This window comes from Sphaerisporangium album, assembly GCF_003323745.1.
Taxonomy (GTDB): domain Bacteria; phylum Actinomycetota; class Actinomycetes; order Streptosporangiales; family Streptosporangiaceae; genus Sphaerisporangium; species Sphaerisporangium album.
The window spans coordinates 489715-509068 of record NZ_QOIL01000001.1; the positions used below are offsets into that span (position 1 = coordinate 489715).

Here is a 19354-nt window from a genome sequence, read left to right on the forward strand (position 1 = left end):
GTTAGGGCCTATTCTGCCGGACCGCGAAGACCGCCTCGGCGGATCGTGCCGGCGTACCAGTGCGCGCTCGCCTTCGGTGTCCTGCGCTGGGTCGCGTAGTCGACGTACACGAGGCCGAAGCGCTTGCCGTACCCCCAGGCCCACTCGAAGTTGTCCATCAGAGACCAGGCGAAGTACCCCCTCAATGGCACTCCGGCCTCGATCGCGGCGTGGCACGCGCGCAGGTGGGCGTCGATGTAGGCCAGCCGCTCCTGGTCGTCGATCTCGCCGCCGTCGACGACGTCGTCGAACGCCGCGCCGTTCTCCGAGATGATCAGCGGGATGCCCGGGTAGTCGGTGGCGACCCGCTGGAGCACCTCGTACAGGCCGAGGTCGTCGATCTCCCAGCCCATCGAGGTGACCGGGCGGCCGCCGTTGACGAAGGACACGTGCTCGCTGCCCGGCCACGGCGACCCGGCGCCGGTCGGCGCGGCGGCGGCGGACGAGGAGCCGCCCGGGGCGCCCGACACGGTGAACCTGCTGTAGTAGTTCACCATCAGCGTGTCGAACGGGGTGGAGATGGTCTCCATGTCGCCGTCCCGGATGAAGTCGATCTCGGTGACGGCGGACAGGTCGGCCAGGACGTCCTCGGGGTAGGAGCCCTTCAGCAGCGCGTCGAGGAAGAAGCGGTTCTGCAGGCCGTCGATGCGCCGGGCGGCCTCCACGTCGGCGGGGTCGTCGGTGGCGGGGGTCACCGCGTACAGGTTGACCGAGCCGCCGATGCGCGCCCCCGCGTCCTGGGCGCGCAGGGCCTGCACCGCCAGGCCGTGGGCCAGGTTGAGGTGGTGGGCGGCCCTGATGGACGCGGCCGGGTCGCGCCGCCCGGGGGCGTGCTCGCCGGACGCGTAGCCGAGGAAGGCGGCGCACCACGGCTCGTTCACCGTGCTCCAGTTGCGCACGCGGTCGCCGAGGGCCTGGTGGACGCACGCGGCGAAGTCGGCGAAGCGCTTGGCGGTGTCCCGGGCCGGCCAGCCGCCGGCGTCCTCCAGGGCCTGCGGCAGGTCCCAGTGGTACAGGGTCAGGTACGGGTCGATGCCGTGCGCGAGCAGCTCGTCGGCCAGCCGCCGGTAGAAGTCGAGCCCGGCCTGGTTCACCTCGCCCGCGCCGTCGGGCATGATCCTCGGCCAGGACACCGAGAACCGGTAGGCGGTGAGGCCGAGCTCGGCCATCATCGCCACGTCGTCGCGGTAGCGGTGGTAGTGGTCGATGGCGACGTCGGCGTTCTCGCCGTTGAGCACGCGCCCGGGGCGCCGGACGAACGTGTCCCAGATGGAGGTGCCGCGCCCGTCGGTGGTGGTCGCCCCCTCGATCTGGTAGGCGGAGGTGGCCGCCCCCCAGACGAAGCCGGGGGGGAACGCCAGGGTGGGGGCCTCGGTGCCGGGTTGAGTCTCCTGCGTGGTCACGCCTTGACCGCACCTTCCATGAGTCCGCCGACGATCTGTCGGCCGAACGCGACGAAAACGACGATGAGCGGGAGTACTGACAGGGCCGTGCCGGTGAAGATGAGCACGTAGTCGGTGGTATGGGCCGCGGTGAGGAAGCTGATCGAGACCTGCACGGTGGGGTTCTCCGGCGTCAGGACGATCAGGGGCCACATGAACTCGTTCCAGTTGAGCATGAACGTCTGCAGCGCCAGGACCGCCATGCCCGGCCGTACGGCGGGCAGGATCACGTTCCACCAGATCCGCAGCGTGGACGCGCCGTCCACCCGGGCCGCCTCGACCAGCTCCTCGGGCACGGCCTGCTGGGTGTACTGCGTCATCATGAACACGCCGAAGCCGTTGAGCAGGTACGGCAGGATCACCGCCTTGAGCGAGCCGACCCAGCCGAGGTTCACCATCAGCTGGTAGAGCGGCACGATGCCCATCTGCTGGAGCGGCACCATCATGGTGAGCAGGATCGACCCGAGCAACAGGTTGCGCCCGCGGAAGTGCAGCCGCGCGAAGGCGAAGCCGGCGAACGTCGAGATGATCACGACGGAGACGGTCACCGTGGAGGTGACGATCAGCGAGTTGAGCAGGCCGGTGAGGAAGTGCGCGTCCTCGGTGGCCAGCACCCGCTGGATGTTCTCGCCGAGATTGCCGCCCGGCAGCAGCGGCGGCGGCACGTCCACGGCGTCGGAGTTGGTCCGTGAGGCGATGATGATCATCCAGTAGATCGGGAAGATCGACAGGATGAGCGTGAAGCCGAGGGCGACCTTGGTGAGGGGCGTGGCGCGGAAGGGGTCGCGCCGGTCGCGCCCCCTCACCGCGTGCGCAGGCCCGGCCTGCGTGAGCGCGGTCACTTGGCGCCTCCGATCCGGCGGACGAACGTGTAGTTGATCGCGACGCCGAGGAGGATCAGGACGAACAGCAGCCAGGCGGCCGCCGCCGCGTAGCCGTAGTCGAAGTTCCTGAAGCCCTGTTCGACGATGTACATCGCGATGGTCTGGAACTGGCCGGTGGTGCCGCCGTCCATGCGGTTGCTGGCGAACATGACCGGCTCGGCGAACAGGGTGAGGCCGCCGATCGTGGACACGAAGACCGTGAACATGATCGTGGGCCGGATCATCGGCAGCGTGATGCTCCAGAACTGCCTGCGGGGGGTGGCCCCGTCGATCGACGCCGCCTCGTACAGCTCCCGGGGGATGGTCTGCATGCCGGCGAGGTAGATGATCGCGTTGTAGCCGGTCCACCGCCAGTCCACCATGGTGGCGATGGCGGTCCAGGACGACCACTTCGCGCTCTGCCAGTCGATGTGCTTGTCGACGCCGAGCGCGTCGAGCAGCCAGTTGAACAGGCCGAAGTCGCGGCCGTAGAGCTGGGTGAAGACGATGGCCACGGCCACCACCGAGGTGACCAGCGGCAGCAGGACGCCGAGGCGGATGAACAGCCGCCCGCGCAGCCGCTTGTTGAGCGCGTTGGCCAGCAGCAGGGCCAGCACGAGCTGCGGGACCGTGGCCAGGACGAAGATGCCCACCGTGTTGACCACGGCGTTCCAGAAGTCCGTGTCGGCCAGGAGCTTGGTGTAGTTGTCGAGCCCGGTGAAGGACGCCTCGCCGCCGGCCAGGCCGTAGTCCTGCATCGACACCCACAGGGTGAACACCAGGGGGAACAGGCCGAAGATCGCGAACAGCAGGAAGTACGGGGAGATCAGGAAGTACGGCATCGCCTTGAGGTCCAGCCGGGACCAGAAGGAATTGGGGGGGCGCGTGTGGCGGCGGCCCGTCCGCGAGGGGGGTGGCGCCGGATCCGCCCGCTGGGTGTGGAGGTTGACGCTCATCGATAGTGCGGGGCCTCCCCGCGGCCGGGGGAGGCCGCGGGGAGGGAATCCCTCTGCTCCTTCGTTCGTCGATAGCGGTCGATGGGAGGGTCACCGGCCCGCCGGGGATCGTGCGGCGGGCCGGTGACGATCAGGGGGCGGTCAGCCCGCCGCCTTCTGGCCCGCCTCGACGAACTTCTGCCACGCGTCGGCGTAGGGCACCGAGCCCTGGTCCATGCCGGTGACGACCTGCTCCACCTCGCGCTTCACCTGGGCGTGCTTCTCACCGAGGAAGGTCGGCTGGAGCGACTTGATGGACGGCCCGAAGATCTTGCCGATCGGCGCGTTGTTGAAGTACTCGTTGGTCGCGCTCTGCAGTTCGGGGTTGTCCTGCGCCGGGATCGTGCTCGGCAGGTTGCCGCCCTCCTTGAAGGCCATGAGCTGGGCCTCGGGGCTGGTCAGGTAGCTCGCCAGCTCGGCGGCCTCCTTCGGGTGCTTGGACTGCTTGGGCACCGCGAGCCAGGAGCCGCCCCAGTTGCCGCCGCCGCCGGGCACGGTCGCGACGTCCCACTTGCCCTTGAACTCGTCGCCCGCCGTGCCGGACACGACGCCGAGCATCCACCCCGGGCAGCCCAGGGTCGCGAACTGCGACTTCACGAAGCCGGTGTTCCACGGGTCGGTGAAGTTCTGCAGCTTGGCCGTCAGCCCCGCCTGGCTGATCTTCTGGGTGAAGTCGAACGCGGTCTTGACGGCCGGGTTCTTGTCCACGATGAGCTGCTGGTCCTTGTCGAAGTAGGTCACATTGCCGTTCTTGGCGGACTCCTGCGACAGGACCACGTTGTAGATGGTGTTGACGCTGTCCACGAACTTGGCGTCCTTGACCTTGGCCTGGAAGTCCTGCCCGGCCTTGATGAAGTCGTCCCAGCCGCCGCTCCACAGCTTGGAGACCTCGTCGCGGTCGGTGGGCAGGCCGGCCTTCTTGAACAGGTCCGTGCGGTAGCAGATGCTCATGCCGCCGACGTCGGTGCCGAGGGCGAACAGCTTGCCCTCCGAGTTGATGCCGTTCTCCCACTTCCACGCCGGGAAGTCGGCCTGGCGGCTCTGCAGGCCGTACTGGCCGAGGTCGGTGAAGAACTGCGGGCGCGCCTTGGCGAGGCCCATGCCGCCCTCGTCGATGCCCACGACGTCGCCGGCGCCGGTGCCCGACTGCAGCCACTGCAGCATCTGCGGCCAGTAGACGTTCTCGAAGCTGTCGGTCAGGTTGTTGTACTTGACCTGGACGTTCGGGTGGTCGGCGTTCCACTTCTCCACGGCGGCCTTGTAGCCGAAGTTGGTGCCGCCGCCGAAGGTCTGCAGCGTGAGCGTGATCTTCTCCGCGGCGGCGGAGGACGTGCCGGCCGACCCGGCGGTGTCCCCACTGTCGCCGGACGAGCACGCTGCGGTGACGCCGAGCGCGGCCGTCATCACCGATGCGACCGCGAGCATCTTGCCGCGGCGCGCCTTGTTCGTCATTTCCGGACCCCTCTCAGGTGGTTGCCCGTATACGGGAGGTGCATCGAGGGCCGGCCCCGACAGTCGGGCCCCACGATGTGCTGGATCCCTCGGTCGTGATCCCACGAGCGTTTTCGTGGGCGATATTTGGGAGCGCTCCCACGAAGGGTCTCCGATAGGCAACGCCGACGTCAATATGCCGAAACCTAACTGTTACTCCTGGGGCCTCTGGACGCTTGGAATCAGACTTCAAGCCTGATAAGGGCCGTTCGGCATTCTGGGAGCGCTCCCACATCAAGCTGGCACAGTCCGGCGAAAATCGGCGCGGCGCGCGGCGCGCGGCAGGCCCTCCGGGGGCCGCCCCGGGGACGTGGAAGTGCCGAGAGGAGGAGGCCGTACGGCCGGCGGAGCGGGACCGCCGGCCGTACGGCCGGGGAAGGGCGCCCGCGGGGAGGCGAGGGCGCCCGTGAGGCCGGGAGGCGGCTGTGGGGCCGCCGGCGGCCCGGGAGAGGGGCGCCCCGCGTGGGAGGGGCGCCCCGGGAAGGACCCCGCGTCAGGCGGCGTAGGCGGGGTACCCGTAGCCGGCGACCTGGTAGGTCGGCCGGGTGCGGATCTCGACCTTGCCGTTGTTGGTGTTGCCCTCGACGGTCTTGATGGTGCCGTCGCCGTTGTCGTGGATCACGAAGCCCACGTGGTCGATCGCGTCCACGTCCTTGCCGCCGTTCCAGTCGAAGAAGACGACCGCGCCGGGCTTGGCCGTGTCGCCCCAGCGGCCCTGGGACTCGAACCACTTGGCGTGCGCGACCGTCCAGGCGTCGACGCCCACGGCGTGCTCCATGCCGAGCTGGCTGCCGACCCAGGAGACGAACATGTCGCACCAGGCGGCGTTGGCGTAGTCGGAGATCTTGCCGCCGTCGCGGGCCACGGTCTCCTCCGCGCGCGGGCTCTCCATGTACCAGCGGTGGAACTTCGTGCCACCGCCCAAGCTGTTCTCGGAGACGCCGACCTGGCTCTCCGCCAGCTTCAGAAGCTGCTGCGCGGACACGTGCCGCGCGCCCTCCGGGACGCCGAGCGCCTTCGACAGGCCGGCGGCCTCGGCGCCGGCGACCTTCACGACGCCGCCGTCCCGGCCGGTGTCGGCGTGGGCGTGGGCGGCCATGGTGGCGCCCGTCACGAGCTGCGCGGCCACAAGGCCGCTGAAGGCGAAGGCCTTCAAGTGGTTCTTCGGGGCATCCAGAAGCCGATGTATCAACATGGACAAGGGGAAACTCCTTCTTCCACGGCCGCCTACCGGGTTAGCTGACGGGTTCGGGCGTGGAAGTCGCCCTACGGGCGCGTCCGTGGGCGGGCGCTCCCGATTCACCCCGGGGAGAGATTGGGTCCCCGGCTCCGCGTGGACGCGGACTCGGCGGTTGCGCGCCCCGGGGGGAGAAGGGATCTCCCAGACGACCGGCCGCGCTATGCAATCTCCATGGCACTGGGAAGTCGCCCGGAAAGCGCGTTCCTCTGCCAGGAGTGCACACAGAGTAATACACCGGACAAACAGATGCAAACAGGACAAATCTCCGGTCTGCATCGGGGGTCGTGAACGGCAAGCCCGCACCGGGCGCCCCGCCGGAGGGCACACGCGCCTGGGCCCGCACCGGCTGGAACTGCGGCATTCGCCGGCCGCCGGCCTCCTGCCGGGCGGCGGGCAGGGCCGCGTTCGCCGCCGAGGGGGGTGCTGCGCCGCGCGGTGCCGCACGCCGACGGCCGGCACGACGCACACCTGCACGGGCCGGTCCGGGGAGACGTCCACGGACCGGCCCGGCGGCGGGGCGTGTGAGCGGCCGGCCCCGCTCACACGCCCCTCAGGGCGTCACGGCGCGAGAGTGAGCCGCCACTGCTGGTTGGCGCCCGATCCGCAGGCGGACTGGGCCAGCTGAGCCCCGTCCGCGGTCGAGGAGCCCGGTACCGTCAGGCACAGCCCGCTGTGCGCGGCGGTGATCCGCCAGGCCCCGCCCGTGGCCTGGGTGAACCGCCACTGCTGGTTGGCGCCCTCGTTGCAGGTCCACTGGACGAGCAGCGCGCCGTCTGCCGTCGAGGCGCCCGGGACGTCCAGGCACTTGCCGCTCAGCACCGACACCAGGGCGAAGGCGCCGTTGCCCTTGTCGACCGCCCTCCATTTCTGGTTGGCGCCGTTGTTGGCGGCCCACTGGACGATGGAGGCGTTGTCGGCGGTGGACTGCCCGAACACGTCCGCCAGCTTGCCGCTGTGGACCGCGGCGAGGGTGTAGACGCCGTTCGGCTGCACGCCGCCACCCGGAGTGCCCACGCCCTGGCCGTTCAGCGTGAACGAGTCGACGTCGAACTGGTTGTCCGCCGGGTGCTTGAACACCAGGACCAGCGGATGGCTGCCGGACAGGCCCGTGATGGTGGTCGGGGCGGTCTGCTGGTAGTTGTCCCATCCTCCGGTGTTGGGCACGCTGGTGGTGGCCAGCAGCTGCCCGGTCGGGGAGTCGGCGTGCAACTCGATCGTCCCGCCGCCGTAGGGGGAGGAGAGGCGGTAGGAGATCGAGGTGATCCCCTGGAGGCTGCCCGGCGTGAACGAGATCCAGTCGTTGTTGGAGATGTCGCCGATGCGCTTGCCGTTCTGCGCTCCGGCCTGGTCGATGACGCGCACCCCCGAGGAGCCGGTGAAGTACTCCGCCTGCTTCTGCTTCGGCTGGAGGACCAGGTTGGCGCTGCCGGTGAGCCCGCCCTTGTCGGTGTAGGTCGCGGTGAGGACGTAGTAGGTGTTGGCGTCCGCGTCGTGGCCGGACGCGGTGGTGGTCACCGTGCCGCTGCAGCCGGTGAACTGCCCGGTGTCATGGCTGTGGGTGTCGTGCCCGAGTGCCGAGACCACCTGCACCTTCGAGCAGTCGATGGTGCCGTCCTCGGGGTCGGTCACCTGGACGGTGTAGCCGACGGCGTCGCCGAACTGGATCGCCCCGCCGTTCGGCGGCGAGCCGAACCGCACCACCGGGGCGGTGTTGCCGACCACGATCGGCACGGTCGCCGAGCCCGTCTTGCCGCCCGCGTCCCTCACGGTGAGCCTGGCGGTGAAGTTCCCGTTGGCCGTGTACGTGAAGGACGGGTTGGCGGCGGTGGAGTCCGTCGTGCCGTCCGAGGTGAAGTCCCACGCGTAGGTGATCGGGTCCCCGTCGGGGTCGAAGGAGCCGGCCGAGGAGAACTGCACGGCCAGCGGGGCCCGGCCCGAGGTGGGCGTGGCGGCGGCCTTGGCGACGGGCGACCGCGAGCCGTTGACGTACTCGATGCGGTAGACGCCGTCGTCGGGGTTGGAGCCGCCGTACCCGTTGCCCCACTCGATCAGGTACATCGCGCCGTCGGGGCCGAACTTCATGTGCATCGGCGAGACGAACCCGACGCTGGACAGGAACCTGTTGATCTTCAGCACGTTCCCGCCGGCGTCCAGGCGCATCTCGGCCAGGTAGTTGCGGGCCCACTCGAAGAAGAACGGGGTGTTGTCGAAGTAGGCGGGGAACTTGGTCTCCGACGGGTTGGCCGGGTCGTAGTGGTAGAACGGGCCGCCCATGGGAGCCGCGCCGCCGCTGTTGCCCATCTCCGGCCACTCGGGCGCGCCGTGGTAGGTGTACCAGACGGTGGCGGCCCTGGCGGCGGGCAGGTTGGTGAGGCCGGTGTTGTTGGGGGAGTTGTTCACCGGGGCGGCGCAGTTGAACTTCGCGCCGGAGGTGGAGGTCGCGAAGTCGTAGTCGTTGAACGGGGTGTTGTTGCCGACGCAGTAGGGCCACCCGTAGTTGCCCGGCGACTTGACGAGGTTCCATTCGACCGTGCCCTCGGGCCCGCGACCGGCGTTGGGCCCGCCGGCGTCGGGACCGTAGTCGGCCATCGAGATCCAGCCGGTCACGGGGTCGACGGCGAACCTGAACGGGTTGCGGAAGCCCATCGCGTAGATCTCCGGCCGGGTCTGCGCGGTGCCCGGGGCGAACAGGTTGCCCGGGGGAACGGTGTAGGTGCCGTTGCTCTCGGGGTGGATCCGCAGGATCTTGCCGCGCAGGTCGTTGGTGTTGGCGCTGGTCTTCTGGGCGTCGAAGTTCGCCCGCCCGGCCCGCTCGTCGATCGGCGTGTAGCCGTCGGAGGCGAAGGGGTTGGTGTCGTCGCCGACCCCGATGTACAGGTTGCCGCCGGGGCCGAAGGCCAGGGCGCCGCCGGTGTGCCCCGGCTCGTCCACCCGGGTGGCCGGGATGCTCAGCAGCTTCTTCTCGCTGGCCAGGTCGAGCGTCTGGCCGTTGAGGGTGAACCGGGACACCTGGTTGACCGCCTGGGACCCGGCGGGGGAGTAGTTGAGGTAGACCCACCGGTTGGTCGCGAAGCCGGGGTCGAGGACCAGGCCGATGAGACCGTCCTCACCGCCGGTGTAGACGTTGAGCGAGCCGGTCGTGGTGATCGTGCCGCTCTTGGCGATGGACATCAGCTTGCCGGAGCGGGTGATGTAGTACACGGTTCCGTCGGCGGCGATGTCCAGCTGCATCGGCTGGTCGGGCGCGCTGTCGAGGGTCACCTTCTGGAAGCGGTTCCACACGGTCCCGCCGCAGTCGCCCTGGACGTTGCCCGCGGCCCACTTGATGCCGCCGAGTATGTGCGAGCGGATCCCCGCCTCCGAGTAGGCCGCGCTCTCGTGGCCCATCGCGGTCGCCCAGACGCGGCCGCCTTCGGCGTTGCGGCACCAGGAGATCGGGTGGTCGGCGCCCATCTTGCTGCCGCCCGCGTCGTAGGTGGTCTCGTCGGCGGTGACCAGGACGTGCACGTCGCCGCGCATGTTCCGGTCGAAGTTGTACCACTCCTCGGTGCGGGTCCAGCGCTCGGGAAGGCCGGTGGTCGAGGGGTGCACGCGGTCGGCCACCTTGGCGGTGCCCTGCAGGATCGAGGAGTGCGCGGTCATGTGCGCGCCGCCCATGATCAGCTGGTCCCACCACGGGAAGGTGCTGTCGATGTTCATGTCGGTGGCGTTGTGGACGGCGACGATGCCGCCACCGTTGTTGACGTACTTCTGCATCGCCTGTCGCTGGGCGTCGTTGTCCCAGACCATGCCTGAGGTCTGGAACATGATCACGACGTTGAACGTGGCGAGGTTGGCGTCGGTGAACACGCCGGAGTCCTCCGACGCGACGACCTCGAAGTTGTTGGCGGCGGCCAGGCTCTGGATCATGCTGACGCCCGCCGGGATCGAGTCGTGGCGGTAGCCGGCGGTCTTGGAGAACAGCAGGGCGCGGAACGCGGGGGCCGCCTGGGCGCCGGCGGCCGTCGTGGTGACGGGGAGGGACAACAGGAGAAGGATCGGGAGCAGGAGGGTGATCAGACGTCGCACGTATCTCTCCTTGGGGGGTGGAGGCATGCGGAGAAGGCCTGGGGGTCCCGTGCGGGGCTTCCGGCCGGCGGACGGGGGTGGGAGTGGGCCGGTGGGGTCAGAGGGACAGGAGGAGAAGGGACGGGTTCACAGGGTCCGCGGGAAGGCGAGCCCTTCGGTGGCCAGGGCGTCCTGGGTCGGGGCGAGCGGAGGCCGGATCGAGGCGGCGGTGGCGATGGTCCGCGGTGCCGGCCGCGCGAGCTCGTCGTCGGCGTGCTCGCCGGTGCCCGCGCCGGTGGCGCTCGCGGAGGCGGCCGGATCCGCGGAGGTGGACGGCTGGCCGCTGGTACCGATGATGCCGACGCGGAGTGAGGTGACCTGTGTTCGTTCGTGTTCGGTTTCCTCCATATTGCGGGATCGTAAAAGCCACTTATGCCGAGCACAAGCATAAGTCGCGCATTTCTAGCAAAACTAAGTCCCGAGTAGGCGATAGTGGCGCTGATCTGCGGGAATGCGAGACCTGGTTTCCCAGGGGCGGACTGCCCATCGGTCGATCCATAGGGGGTGGTGGAATTCAACCGGTATTTTGTGCATATTTCGGGCGATCCAAAACGAGCGGGTGTGCGGCCGTCCCGACAGCCCCGCTCACTCTCGGTTGTGATCTGTTGATCTCTGTGGGCTCGGAGGTCCGATGCGTCCGGCCGGCGGGTGGCGGCTGAGCGCCGATCCCGCCCTCCGGGCGCCGAGGCGTTTCCTGCCACCGAAGGCCGGTGTGAGGCGGAAGACCGTTCGCGCGGCGGGTGAACGGGCATGGCCGGGTGCTTGTCAGGCTCTGTTCACCGTTTGTTACCTCATGCGTCGCGTCATGCGGCTACCGTGCTTGCGTCGTGAAAGCGTCAATCCCCGGCGTGGAGAGGAACGGTCGAAGCCGCGTGCGGGAGCAGGGGTCGGCCGTCGCCTGGGTGGAGTCGCCTCTCCAGTTGCTCTGTGCGGTCGAGGCACGGTACGCCGGGGTCGCGGGGCCGGAGATGCGCGTGGTCACCCGCGCGAAGCTACCCGCGCTCAAGGTCACGCGCAGGGAGCTCGCCGCGCTCGACCTGCCGCCCGGCCTGCGGATCGAGACCGCCGAGGGCGGACGCATGCCCCGTCCGGGACGCGGCACCGCGTGGGTGCTCGGCGACGCCTTCTCGGGTCGTATGCAGCTCACCTCGCTGACCGCCGCCCCCGCCCGCATGGTGCTGGTGGACGACGGCCTCGCCACGATCCGCCTGCTGGAGCTGCTCACCTCCCGCCCGGGCACCGCGCTGCTGCGCGCCCGCGCCCGGTCCACGCCCTCGCGCCGCGTCCTCGGCACCGCCGCCGCCATACGCCTGCGCGCCGCCGCCCGGGCCGGACGCCTCACGGTGTTCACCGCTCTGCCCGTACCCGCCGACCTCGCGGCGGCCGTACGCGGCCTCGGCGCCGAGCTGGTGACCCACGACTTCGCCTGGCTGCGCTCCCAGCCCGCCGTCCGGCACCCCCGGCCCGCAGAGAACACGGTGGTGCTGGGCACCTCGCTGGTGCGCAACGGGCTGATCCACCGTGACCGGTACCTGTCCTGGCTGTTCGCCCTGAAGGGGCCGCTGGCCTACTTCCCGCACCGCCGCGAGGACCCGGGCGACCTCGCCGCCGTACGCGATCATCCCGGCGTAACCGTGTACGATGGCGGCGTTCCGGTCGAGATGACCCTGCGGGACCTGCGCCCCGGGCAGCGCGTGCTCAGCCTGCCGTCCACGGCGGTCACCTCTCTGCGCGTCCTGCTGTCGGCGCGTGGCGTCCCCGTGGAGACGGTGGACGTCCCCGACGACTGGTGGACGCCCTCCGCCTCGATCTCCCTCCGATCGCACCTCCAGATGTTCGCGCACGAAAGGGCTTCTCCTTGAGCCGGGTTCTCGCTGTGGCCGATTCCGACTCCTACCTCAAGTGGGCGGCGGGCCTGCTCGACCAGTTGCCGGCGGAATGGACCTCGACGCTCGCCGTCGTGCGCACCCCCATCGCGCCCTCCCCGGCGCAGATCTCCGCGGCGGTCAGCGGCACCAGGGCGGCCCAGGCAGAGGCCCCGGAGGTGATCTCCGCGCGGGCGCTGCGCCGCCTGGCCGAGCGTCTCAGGCCGGACGTCCTGCTCGTCGCCTGCACGGGGCCTGTCGTGGACGTGCTGGTCAGCGATGTGCTGGACGGGCTGAAGCCGCGCCCGGTCCTCGTGTCGGGACTGCCCGGCATCTCGATCCCGGCCACCGAGAAGGCGTGGCTGTTCCGGGGCGGCTGCGACCTGTTCGTCGTGCACAGCGGCAGGGAGGTCGAGGAGTTCGGCCGCATCGGCAAGGAGCTCGGGGCCGCCGGCTCGACCGCCCTGGCCCGGCTGCCGTACCTCGACGGCCTCCTGAAGTCCGCGGCCCCCGCGCACATCGTCTCGACCGAGGTCCCGCCGCACGAGCCCGCCGGCCGGCGGGTCGTGTTCGCGACGCAGGCCAAGGTGCCCAAGCGCAGGGAGGACCGCGAGAGCATCCTGCTGGCCCTGGACAGGCTGGCCGCCCGGCGCCCGGACCTGGACGTCGTGGTCAAGCTGCGGGCGCTCACCACCGAGCGTCAGACCCACAACGAGCGCTACCACTACGAGAGCCTCTGGGCGTCGCTGGAGACGGCCGGAGCGGTGCGGCCGGGCGGCGTGCGGTTCGCCGTGGGCGCCATGCACGAGCACCTCGCCGAGGCGGCCGGGTTCGTCACGGTCAGCTCGACGGCGGCGCTGGAGGCCATCGCGGGCGAGGTGCCGCTGCTGGTGCTCTCCGACTTCGGGGTGAGCGCCGAGATGATCAACCTGGTGTTCGAGGACAGCGGATGCCTGGGCACCCTGGACGACCTCGCGCAGGGCGACTTCCGGCGGCCGACGGCGGCCTGGTGCGACGCCAACTACTTCCACGACCGGGCGAGCAGCGACTGGATCGTCCGGCTCACCGCCCTGGTCGAGCAGGCCCGGACGACCGGCCTGCCCCCGGTGCGGCCCCTGCTGGACGGCCCGGCCCACGCCGCCGCCCGCCGCCGCGCCCGCCTGCGCGTCGAGCTTCCCCCGAACGTGCTGCGCGCCGGCTACCGCGCCAGCAGGCGCGTCCGCCGCTACCTGAAGGCCATCGGCTAGCCGCCCGCGACCGGACCCGAACGGCCCCCGGTTCTTCCGGGGCCGCTCGGGCCGGGGCGGGACGAGATCAGCGGGACGGGGCCTCGGCGCGGACGCCCGAGACAGATCAGCGGGACAGAGCCCGGCGCAGACGCCCGAGAGGGCTCGGCTTCTGGGACTTGGCGCCGCCGGGCAGAAGGCCGACCGAGCTGAGCCGGCGGTTCTTGAAGTACCTCGCCTCGGCGCCGTGCGTCTCGATGTAGTTCGCGGCCGCCTCGCGCAGCGCGGGGTAGTGATCGCTCTGCATGCAGAAGCCGACCGCCTGGACCAGCGCGGGCAGGTCCACCGGCGGCGGGTCGGTGATCGACCCATCCTCGGCCAGCCGGGGCACGATCGCGTCCACGATGGTGAGCGGGATCCGGTTGCTGTTCTCGTACGGCGCGAGCCGCTGCAGGACCAGCTCGCAGCCCATGCTGGCCACCGGGATGCCGAAGTACCGGTGCGCGGTCATCAGCGCGGTCGAGAAGCAGCCCACCACGAGCTCCGGCCGCAGCGCGCGGAAGCACAGCTCGGCGGGGACGGTCTCGCCGGCGACGCTCAGGTTCACGCCGAGCCCGTCGGCGACGTCGCGCAACTGCTGGGCGTGGCGGCGGCCCGCGGCCGGGTGGGGCTTGAACAGCACGTCGGTGAAGCCGCGCGCGGCGAGGGCGCGCAGCATCGAGGCGTGCAGCTCGGCCTCCTCCTCGGCGGTGACGATGTCCAGGGCCGAGAGGTACTGGCCGAGGATGACGGCCCGGCCGGACAGGCCCTCCGGCGCGGGAAGCGTGTCGAGCACGCCGGTGAACGCGGCGTCCGGCAGCGGGTCGGGCTCGACGCCGACCTCCCGGAGCAGCAGCGGCGTGAGCTCGGGAACCAGCGCCAGGTGCAGCAGGCGGGTGATGCGGCCGGAGATCTCCAGGGGCAGCGGGTCCCGCGTGGGCCCGTAGCTCATCAGCCCGTCGGAGTAGACCGTGATCGGGCAGTCGCGGATCAGCCCGGCGATCGTGCGCGCGGGCGGGACCGCGACCGACTCCACGACCAGCTCGGAGACGCCGCCCTCGAGGCCGAGCCGCGTGGCGATCATGCGCGACAGCATCGGCACCTCGATGACGCGCGCCTTCCAGTCCGACGGGTGCAGGGGCGCGATCAGCTCGTTCCAGGAGCGGATCTCGTCGAAGCGCGACCGCAGCGCGGCGAAGCCCGGCGTCTCGTCCAGGGACGGGGTGATCTCGGGGATCGCGGCGTTGTTGGACACCAGAAGGATCCTGCGGCCGTCGTGGGCGCCGAACCTCCCGGCGTCCATCGCGGCGGCGAGCGTCATCGCGCCGAAGAGCGTGGAGCTGTAGAACACCTGGGTCACGGAGGCGCTCCTTCGGGTCATCCGCGGTGGGGGAGCAGCGGGCGCAGGAGGGCGGCGCGCTCGGGTTCGAGCCCCGCCTCGTCCACCAGGCCCGGCGGCAGCGACGCGAGGACCTCGCGGGCGCGGGCGTGGAAGCGGGCCAGCAGCGGGGGCGAGAAGCGCTCGCTCAGCTCCAGGTGGTGCGCCAGCAGGGCGCAGAAGGTGCGCACGGCCTTCGGAAGCAGGTCGGGCTCGTTCTCGACCTGCTCGAAGACCAGCTCGAAGGCGTTGAAGAAGTGGAGCTGGCGCTCGTCGCCGATCTGGGTGAGCGAGTTGGACACCAGCCTGCGGTAGAACACCCCGGCGAGCGAGACCACCGCGAAGGACCGCGCCTCGCGGTGCAGCCGCCAGATCCACGGGCGGTCCTCGGCGGTGTGCAGGCTGCCGGGGAAGGCCAGCAGGTCGCCGAGCTCGCGGCGGTAGATGCCCGCCCAGGCGTACGGGTAGTCCACCATGGTCTTGGACCCGGCCGGGAGGATGCGGTCCCTGGGCTTGAGCACCACCCCGCGCCGCGCCTCGGGCGCCCGGTGGATCACCCGCTTGCGCCCCTCCACCTGGATGTGGTCCACCCGGACGAAGTCGCAGCCCAGGCCGTCGATCGCGGCCACCAGGTCGGCGAGGTACCCCCGCCCCAGCCAGTCGTCACCGTCGAGGAAGGTGACGTACCGGCCGGAGGCGAGGGACAGGCCGTTGTTGCGGGCGTCGGCGAGCCCCACGGCGGTGGAGTTGCGCAGGACGGTGAGCCCCGGCAGGTCGGCGCGGAAGTCGTCGATGATCCGCGGGGTCGCGTCCACCGAGCCGTCGTCGACGACGATGAACTCGAAGTCCGCCCGCGCGTTGAGCCGCAGCGAGGTCAGCGCGTCGGCGATGAACGGTTCGGCGTCCCGTACGGGCACCACGACGGACAGCGTGATCACGGGCGGTCCTCGGCGTGCGACACTGCTGGGCTTCTCCTGGTCCTCAGGCGGGCGCGGGCGACCGGACGGACGTGCGGTCAGGCGGTGACGCGGCGGAGACGGGCCTTGGGGGCCTCCTCGCCGGGGAACACCCGCTTGACACCGTCACCGAGGGCGGACTCGATGATGCGGATGTCGCGGACGAGGTGCTCCAGGCCGCTCGGCTCCAGCGATGCGGCGTGGTCGGACCCCCACATCGTGCGGTCGAGCGTGATGTGCCGCTCCACGGTCACCGCGCCGAGTGTAACGGCCGCGAGCGAGATCTGCAGTCCGCGCTCGTGCCCGGAATATCCGACCGGGACGCCGTACCTGTCCTGGAGGGTGATGATCGTGCGCAGGTTGGCCTCCTCCGGCGGCAGCGGGTAGGTCGAGGTGGCGTGCATCATCACGAGCTTGGACGTGCCGAGGATCTCCACGGCCGCGTCGATCTCCTCCAGCGTCGACATGCCGGTCGACAGGAAGATCGGCTTGCCGGTGGCGGCGAGCCGGCGCAGCAGCTCGTGGTCGGTGACGCTCGCCGACGCCACCTTGTGCGTGACGACGTTCATCTCCTCCAGGAAGTCCACCGACGGGACGTCCCACGGCGAGGCGAACCAGTCGATGCCGCGCTCGGCGCAGTACTTGGCGATCTGCGTGTACTCGTCGAGGCCGAACTCCACCCGGTACTTGTACTCCAGGTAGGTCATCTCGCCCCACGGCGTCTGGCGGATCTGGTCGCGCTGGTGGACCGGCACGGCGATCTCGGGGGTGCGCTTCTGGAACTTCACGGCCTGGCAGCCGGCGTCGGCGGCGACGTCGATGAGGCGGCGCGCGATGTCCAGGTCGCCGTTGTGGTTGATGCCGATCTCGCCGATCACGTACACCGGCTGCCCGGGGCCCACCAGCGACTCGCCGACGCGCACCGGCGTGCCCTTGACGCGCAGGGTGGCACGCGGCCCGGAGACGGGGGCCTCCTCGGGGGCGGGCCGGGCGTCGAGCACGCGGTCGCACAGCTCCCGGACGGCGCCCGCGCCGCCCTTGCGGGCCAGCACGACGCGGGCGGCGGCCCGTACGCGCGGGTCGACGTTCTCCACGGTCACCGGCCAGCCGACCAGCTCCATGCAGCCGAGGTCGTTGAGGTCGTTGCCGATGTAGGCGACGCGGGAGGCGTCCAGGCCCTCGACGCTCAGCCACTCGCTGAGCGCGGTCTGCTTGGAGGCCAGGCCCTGCACGACCGGGACGCCGAGCTTGCGGGCGCGGGCGGCCACCACAGGGTTGCGCTCGGTGGACAGGATCAGCACCTTGACCCCGGCCCGCTTGAGCAGGGAGACGCCGAGGCCGTCGGAGCGGCTGACGGTGACCATCTCGCGGCCGTCCTGGTCGACGTACACGCTGTCGTCGGTGTGCACGCCGTCGAAGTCGGTCACCACGGCGTCCACGTCGATCGGCCCGGGACGGTCGACGATCGGCGCGAGCGCCCGCACGATCTCCAGGTCCTCGGGGGTGTCGATCTCGACGGCGGTGCGGGAGGGCACGGGCTGGACGGCGACGGTGCCGAAGAAGCGGTGGCCGTGCTCGCGCAGCCCGGCGGTGCGGATCGCGTAGAACGCTCCGGTCTCGCGGAAGTCGGGCTCGCGGTCCTGGCGGCGGGGGCGGTGGGCCGGGTCGTGGTTGACGCCCTGCGCGCCGCCGTCGCGGACCGCCCACACGAACTCGTGGGTCGGAAGGCCCGAGAACACCACGTCGGCGGTGCCGTCCAGCACCTTGGCGACCGCGGCGTCCAGGTCGGCCGGGTCGATGAACGCGCTGGTGCACTGGACCAGGAGGACGACCTCGGGGTCGGCGTCGAGCTGGTCGAGCGTGTGCAGCAGGGCCGACTCGCTGGAGGCGGTGGAGCCGCTCAGCTCGGCGGGGCGGTGCACGACCCGGGCGCCGGCGGCCTCGGCCGCGGCGGCGATGCCCTCGTGGTCGGTGCTGACGATGACCTCGTCGATGAGCCCGGCTTCCGCGCAGGAGGCCACCGCGCGGGTGACCAGGGGCGTGCCGCCCACCTTGGCCAGGTTCTTGAGCGGGACGCCCACAGAACCTCCACGGGCGGGGACGACGGCCAGGACTCGCAAGATGACTCCCTGATGAAGGACGAGACGACGCCCGCCGGCCGGCGGGGCGCACACGGGGGATGCTCAGGCACGCTAGCCACCACCACTGCCCCGAAAGGGGTGCCTGAGCTGAACGCGTGGCGTCGCTCGTGTTAACTCTTGGAAACCGGATCTACTCGGCCGCGGGCAGCTTGAGCACGAACCGTGTCCCCTCGGGGACGTCCTCGACGTGCAGTGTCCCACCGTGGGCGATCGCGACGTCACGGGCGATGGCCAGGCCGAGGCCCGTGCCGCCCCTGTCCCTGCTGCGGGACTGGTCGACCCGGGCGAACCGCTGGAACACGCGCTCGCGGTCGGCCTCGGGGATGCGGTCGCCGTCGTTGGTGACGGTGAGCACGGCGGCGCCGCGCGCCGCGCGGACCTCCAGCCTGATCATGGTGGAGGCGTGCCGCTGGGCGTTGTCCAGCAGGTTTCCGATCACCCGGAAGAGCTGCGTGCTCACGCCGAGCACGACCACGTCGTCCTGGATGCCGGTGTTCACCGGCACGCGCCCGCGGCGCCGTTCGATCTCCTCGGCGGCCAGGCGGCCCAGGTCGACGCGCTCCTGCGCCGACGGGCCGCCCGAGCCCAGCCGGGCCATGAACAGCAGGTCGGTGATGATGGTCTGCAGCCGGTCGGTGTCGCGCAGGGCGCCGTTCACCAGCACGCCGAGGTCGGCGTGCTCGGGGTGCAGCCGCGCCTCCTCCAGCTGGGCGCGCAGGCCGGCGATGGGCGTGCGCAGCTCGTGGGAGGCGTCCGCGGCGAACCGCCGCTGCTGCTCCACCGAGTGCTCCAGGCGCGCCAGCGTGGCGTTGACGGTGCGGGCGAGGCCGGCGATCTCGTCCTCCCCGGGCGGCTCCTGCACCCGGCGCGACAGGTCGCTCACGGTGATGTCGGCCAGCTCGGCCTGGATGTTCTCGATCGTGCGCAGCCCCCGGTCGGCCCCCTTCCAGGTGATCCACCCGATCAGCGCGGCCAGGGCCGCCGTCTGCAGGGCGATGGCCGCCTCCAGCACGCGCGTGGAGATCAGCACCGGCATCCGCGCGGCGGCGTACACCACGACGGCGCCGGGGCCCGTCCCGGCCGAGAAGGCCGTCACCTGGTGGCAGCGCGCGGAGACGCCCCGGCAGGTGCTGAAGTCCGTCATGCGCTGCGGCGAGGCGGGAAGCGCGTCGCCGACCGGCGGCATGCCGCGGGCGGCCTCGGTGGACGCCAGGACGTGGCCGCCCGGCCCGACCAGCTGGATCACGTCGACGTCGGGGGAGTAGGGAGGGATCGGGTCGCGGAGCGTGCCCTCCCGGTAGGCGACGGCGGTGTGGGAGGCGGCCTCCCTGGTCTCCCGCGACAGGGACGCGGCGACCGCGTTCCTGATGACGGTGTCGGCCGCGACCGCGAGGGGGATCAGGAACACGGCCGCCAGCACGAGGGCGAGGAGGGTGACCCGCCCCCGGATCGATCGAGGCCATACGACGGCCCGGCGGAGGGACATTGGCAAAGGCTATCCGCGTGGATCTCCGTCAAGATCCCCGAGGAGGGAAAGAGGTCGCCATGTGATGGCAAACTCCCGCGGCCGCG

The 19354-nt window shown here is 71.0% G+C and carries 13 protein-coding genes and 1 riboswitch; of the genes, 2 read left to right on the plus strand and 11 right to left on the minus strand.

Annotated features, from left to right (window positions below; translation table 11 throughout):
- Positions 1-8: 8 nt before the first annotated feature.
- The 7 genes from DQ384_RS02125 to DQ384_RS42015 all read right to left on the minus strand — a co-directional run bounded on the left by DQ384_RS02125 (position 9) and on the right by DQ384_RS42015 (position 10525).
- Entirely contained in the window at positions 9-1442 is a 1434-nt protein-coding gene (locus DQ384_RS02125) for a GH1 family beta-glucosidase (RefSeq protein WP_114026915.1), read from the minus strand.
- A complete protein-coding gene (locus tag DQ384_RS02130) occupies positions 1439-2287 on the minus strand; it encodes a carbohydrate ABC transporter permease (protein ID WP_245966212.1) in 849 nt (282 codons plus the stop codon). The genes DQ384_RS02125 and DQ384_RS02130 overlap by 4 nt, the downstream gene beginning before the upstream one ends.
- 32 nt (positions 2288-2319) lie before the next feature.
- Entirely contained in the window at positions 2320-3300 is a 981-nt protein-coding gene (locus tag DQ384_RS02135; protein ID WP_114026916.1) for a carbohydrate ABC transporter permease, read from the minus strand.
- Positions 3301-3441: 141 nt separating this feature from the next.
- Positions 3442-4791 (minus strand): ABC transporter substrate-binding protein, encoded by a 1350-nt coding sequence (locus tag DQ384_RS02140; RefSeq protein WP_114026917.1) that lies wholly within the window; start codon positions 4789-4791, stop codon positions 3442-3444.
- Positions 4792-5323: 532 nt separating this feature from the next.
- On the minus strand, positions 5324-6025 hold the full coding sequence (locus DQ384_RS02145) for a CHAP domain-containing protein (protein ID WP_114026918.1): 702 nt from the start codon (positions 6023-6025) through the stop codon (positions 5324-5326).
- 14 nt (positions 6026-6039) lie between these two features.
- Positions 6040-6191: riboswitch (cyclic di-AMP (ydaO/yuaA leader) on the minus strand.
- Between the two features lie 437 nt (positions 6192-6628).
- Positions 6629-10138 (minus strand): ThuA domain-containing protein, encoded by a 3510-nt coding sequence (locus DQ384_RS02150; protein ID WP_220182726.1) that lies wholly within the window; start codon positions 10136-10138, stop codon positions 6629-6631.
- A gap of 126 nt (positions 10139-10264) precedes the next feature.
- Positions 10265-10525: a hypothetical protein gene (locus DQ384_RS42015; protein WP_220182727.1), complete on the minus strand. Its 261-nt coding sequence runs from the start codon at positions 10523-10525 to the stop codon at positions 10265-10267.
- A 524-nt stretch (positions 10526-11049) separates the two neighbouring features.
- On the opposite strand from DQ384_RS42015, the gene DQ384_RS02160 reads away from it, so the two are divergent.
- Both DQ384_RS02160 and DQ384_RS02165 read left to right on the plus strand, forming a co-directional pair.
- Positions 11050-12039: a hypothetical protein gene (locus DQ384_RS02160; RefSeq protein ID WP_245966188.1), complete on the plus strand. Its 990-nt coding sequence runs from the start codon at positions 11050-11052 to the stop codon at positions 12037-12039.
- A gap of 14 nt (positions 12040-12053) precedes the next feature.
- Positions 12054-13289 (plus strand): DUF6716 putative glycosyltransferase, encoded by a 1236-nt coding sequence (locus tag DQ384_RS02165; protein ID WP_245966189.1) that lies wholly within the window; start codon positions 12054-12056, stop codon positions 13287-13289.
- Between the two features lie 106 nt (positions 13290-13395).
- Here the strand turns inward: DQ384_RS02165 and DQ384_RS02170 are convergent, their stop codons facing one another.
- From DQ384_RS02170 to DQ384_RS02185, 4 genes are all read right to left on the minus strand, one after another.
- On the minus strand, positions 13396-14667 hold the full coding sequence (locus DQ384_RS02170) for a polysialyltransferase family glycosyltransferase (protein WP_114026922.1): 1272 nt from the start codon (positions 14665-14667) through the stop codon (positions 13396-13398).
- Between the two features lie 17 nt (positions 14668-14684).
- Entirely contained in the window at positions 14685-15623 is a 939-nt protein-coding gene (locus tag DQ384_RS02175; RefSeq protein WP_114026923.1) for a glycosyltransferase family 2 protein, read from the minus strand.
- 77 nt (positions 15624-15700) lie between these two features.
- Positions 15701-17761, minus strand: a complete 2061-nt coding sequence (locus DQ384_RS02180; RefSeq protein ID WP_114026924.1) for an N-acetylneuraminate synthase family protein — start codon at positions 17759-17761, stop codon at positions 15701-15703.
- A 151-nt stretch (positions 17762-17912) separates the two neighbouring features.
- Positions 17913-19268 carry a sensor histidine kinase gene (locus tag DQ384_RS02185; RefSeq protein WP_114026925.1) on the minus strand — a complete coding sequence of 452 codons (1356 nt, stop codon included), beginning with the start codon at positions 19266-19268 and terminating at the stop codon, positions 17913-17915.
- Positions 19269-19354: the final 86 nt, after the last annotated feature.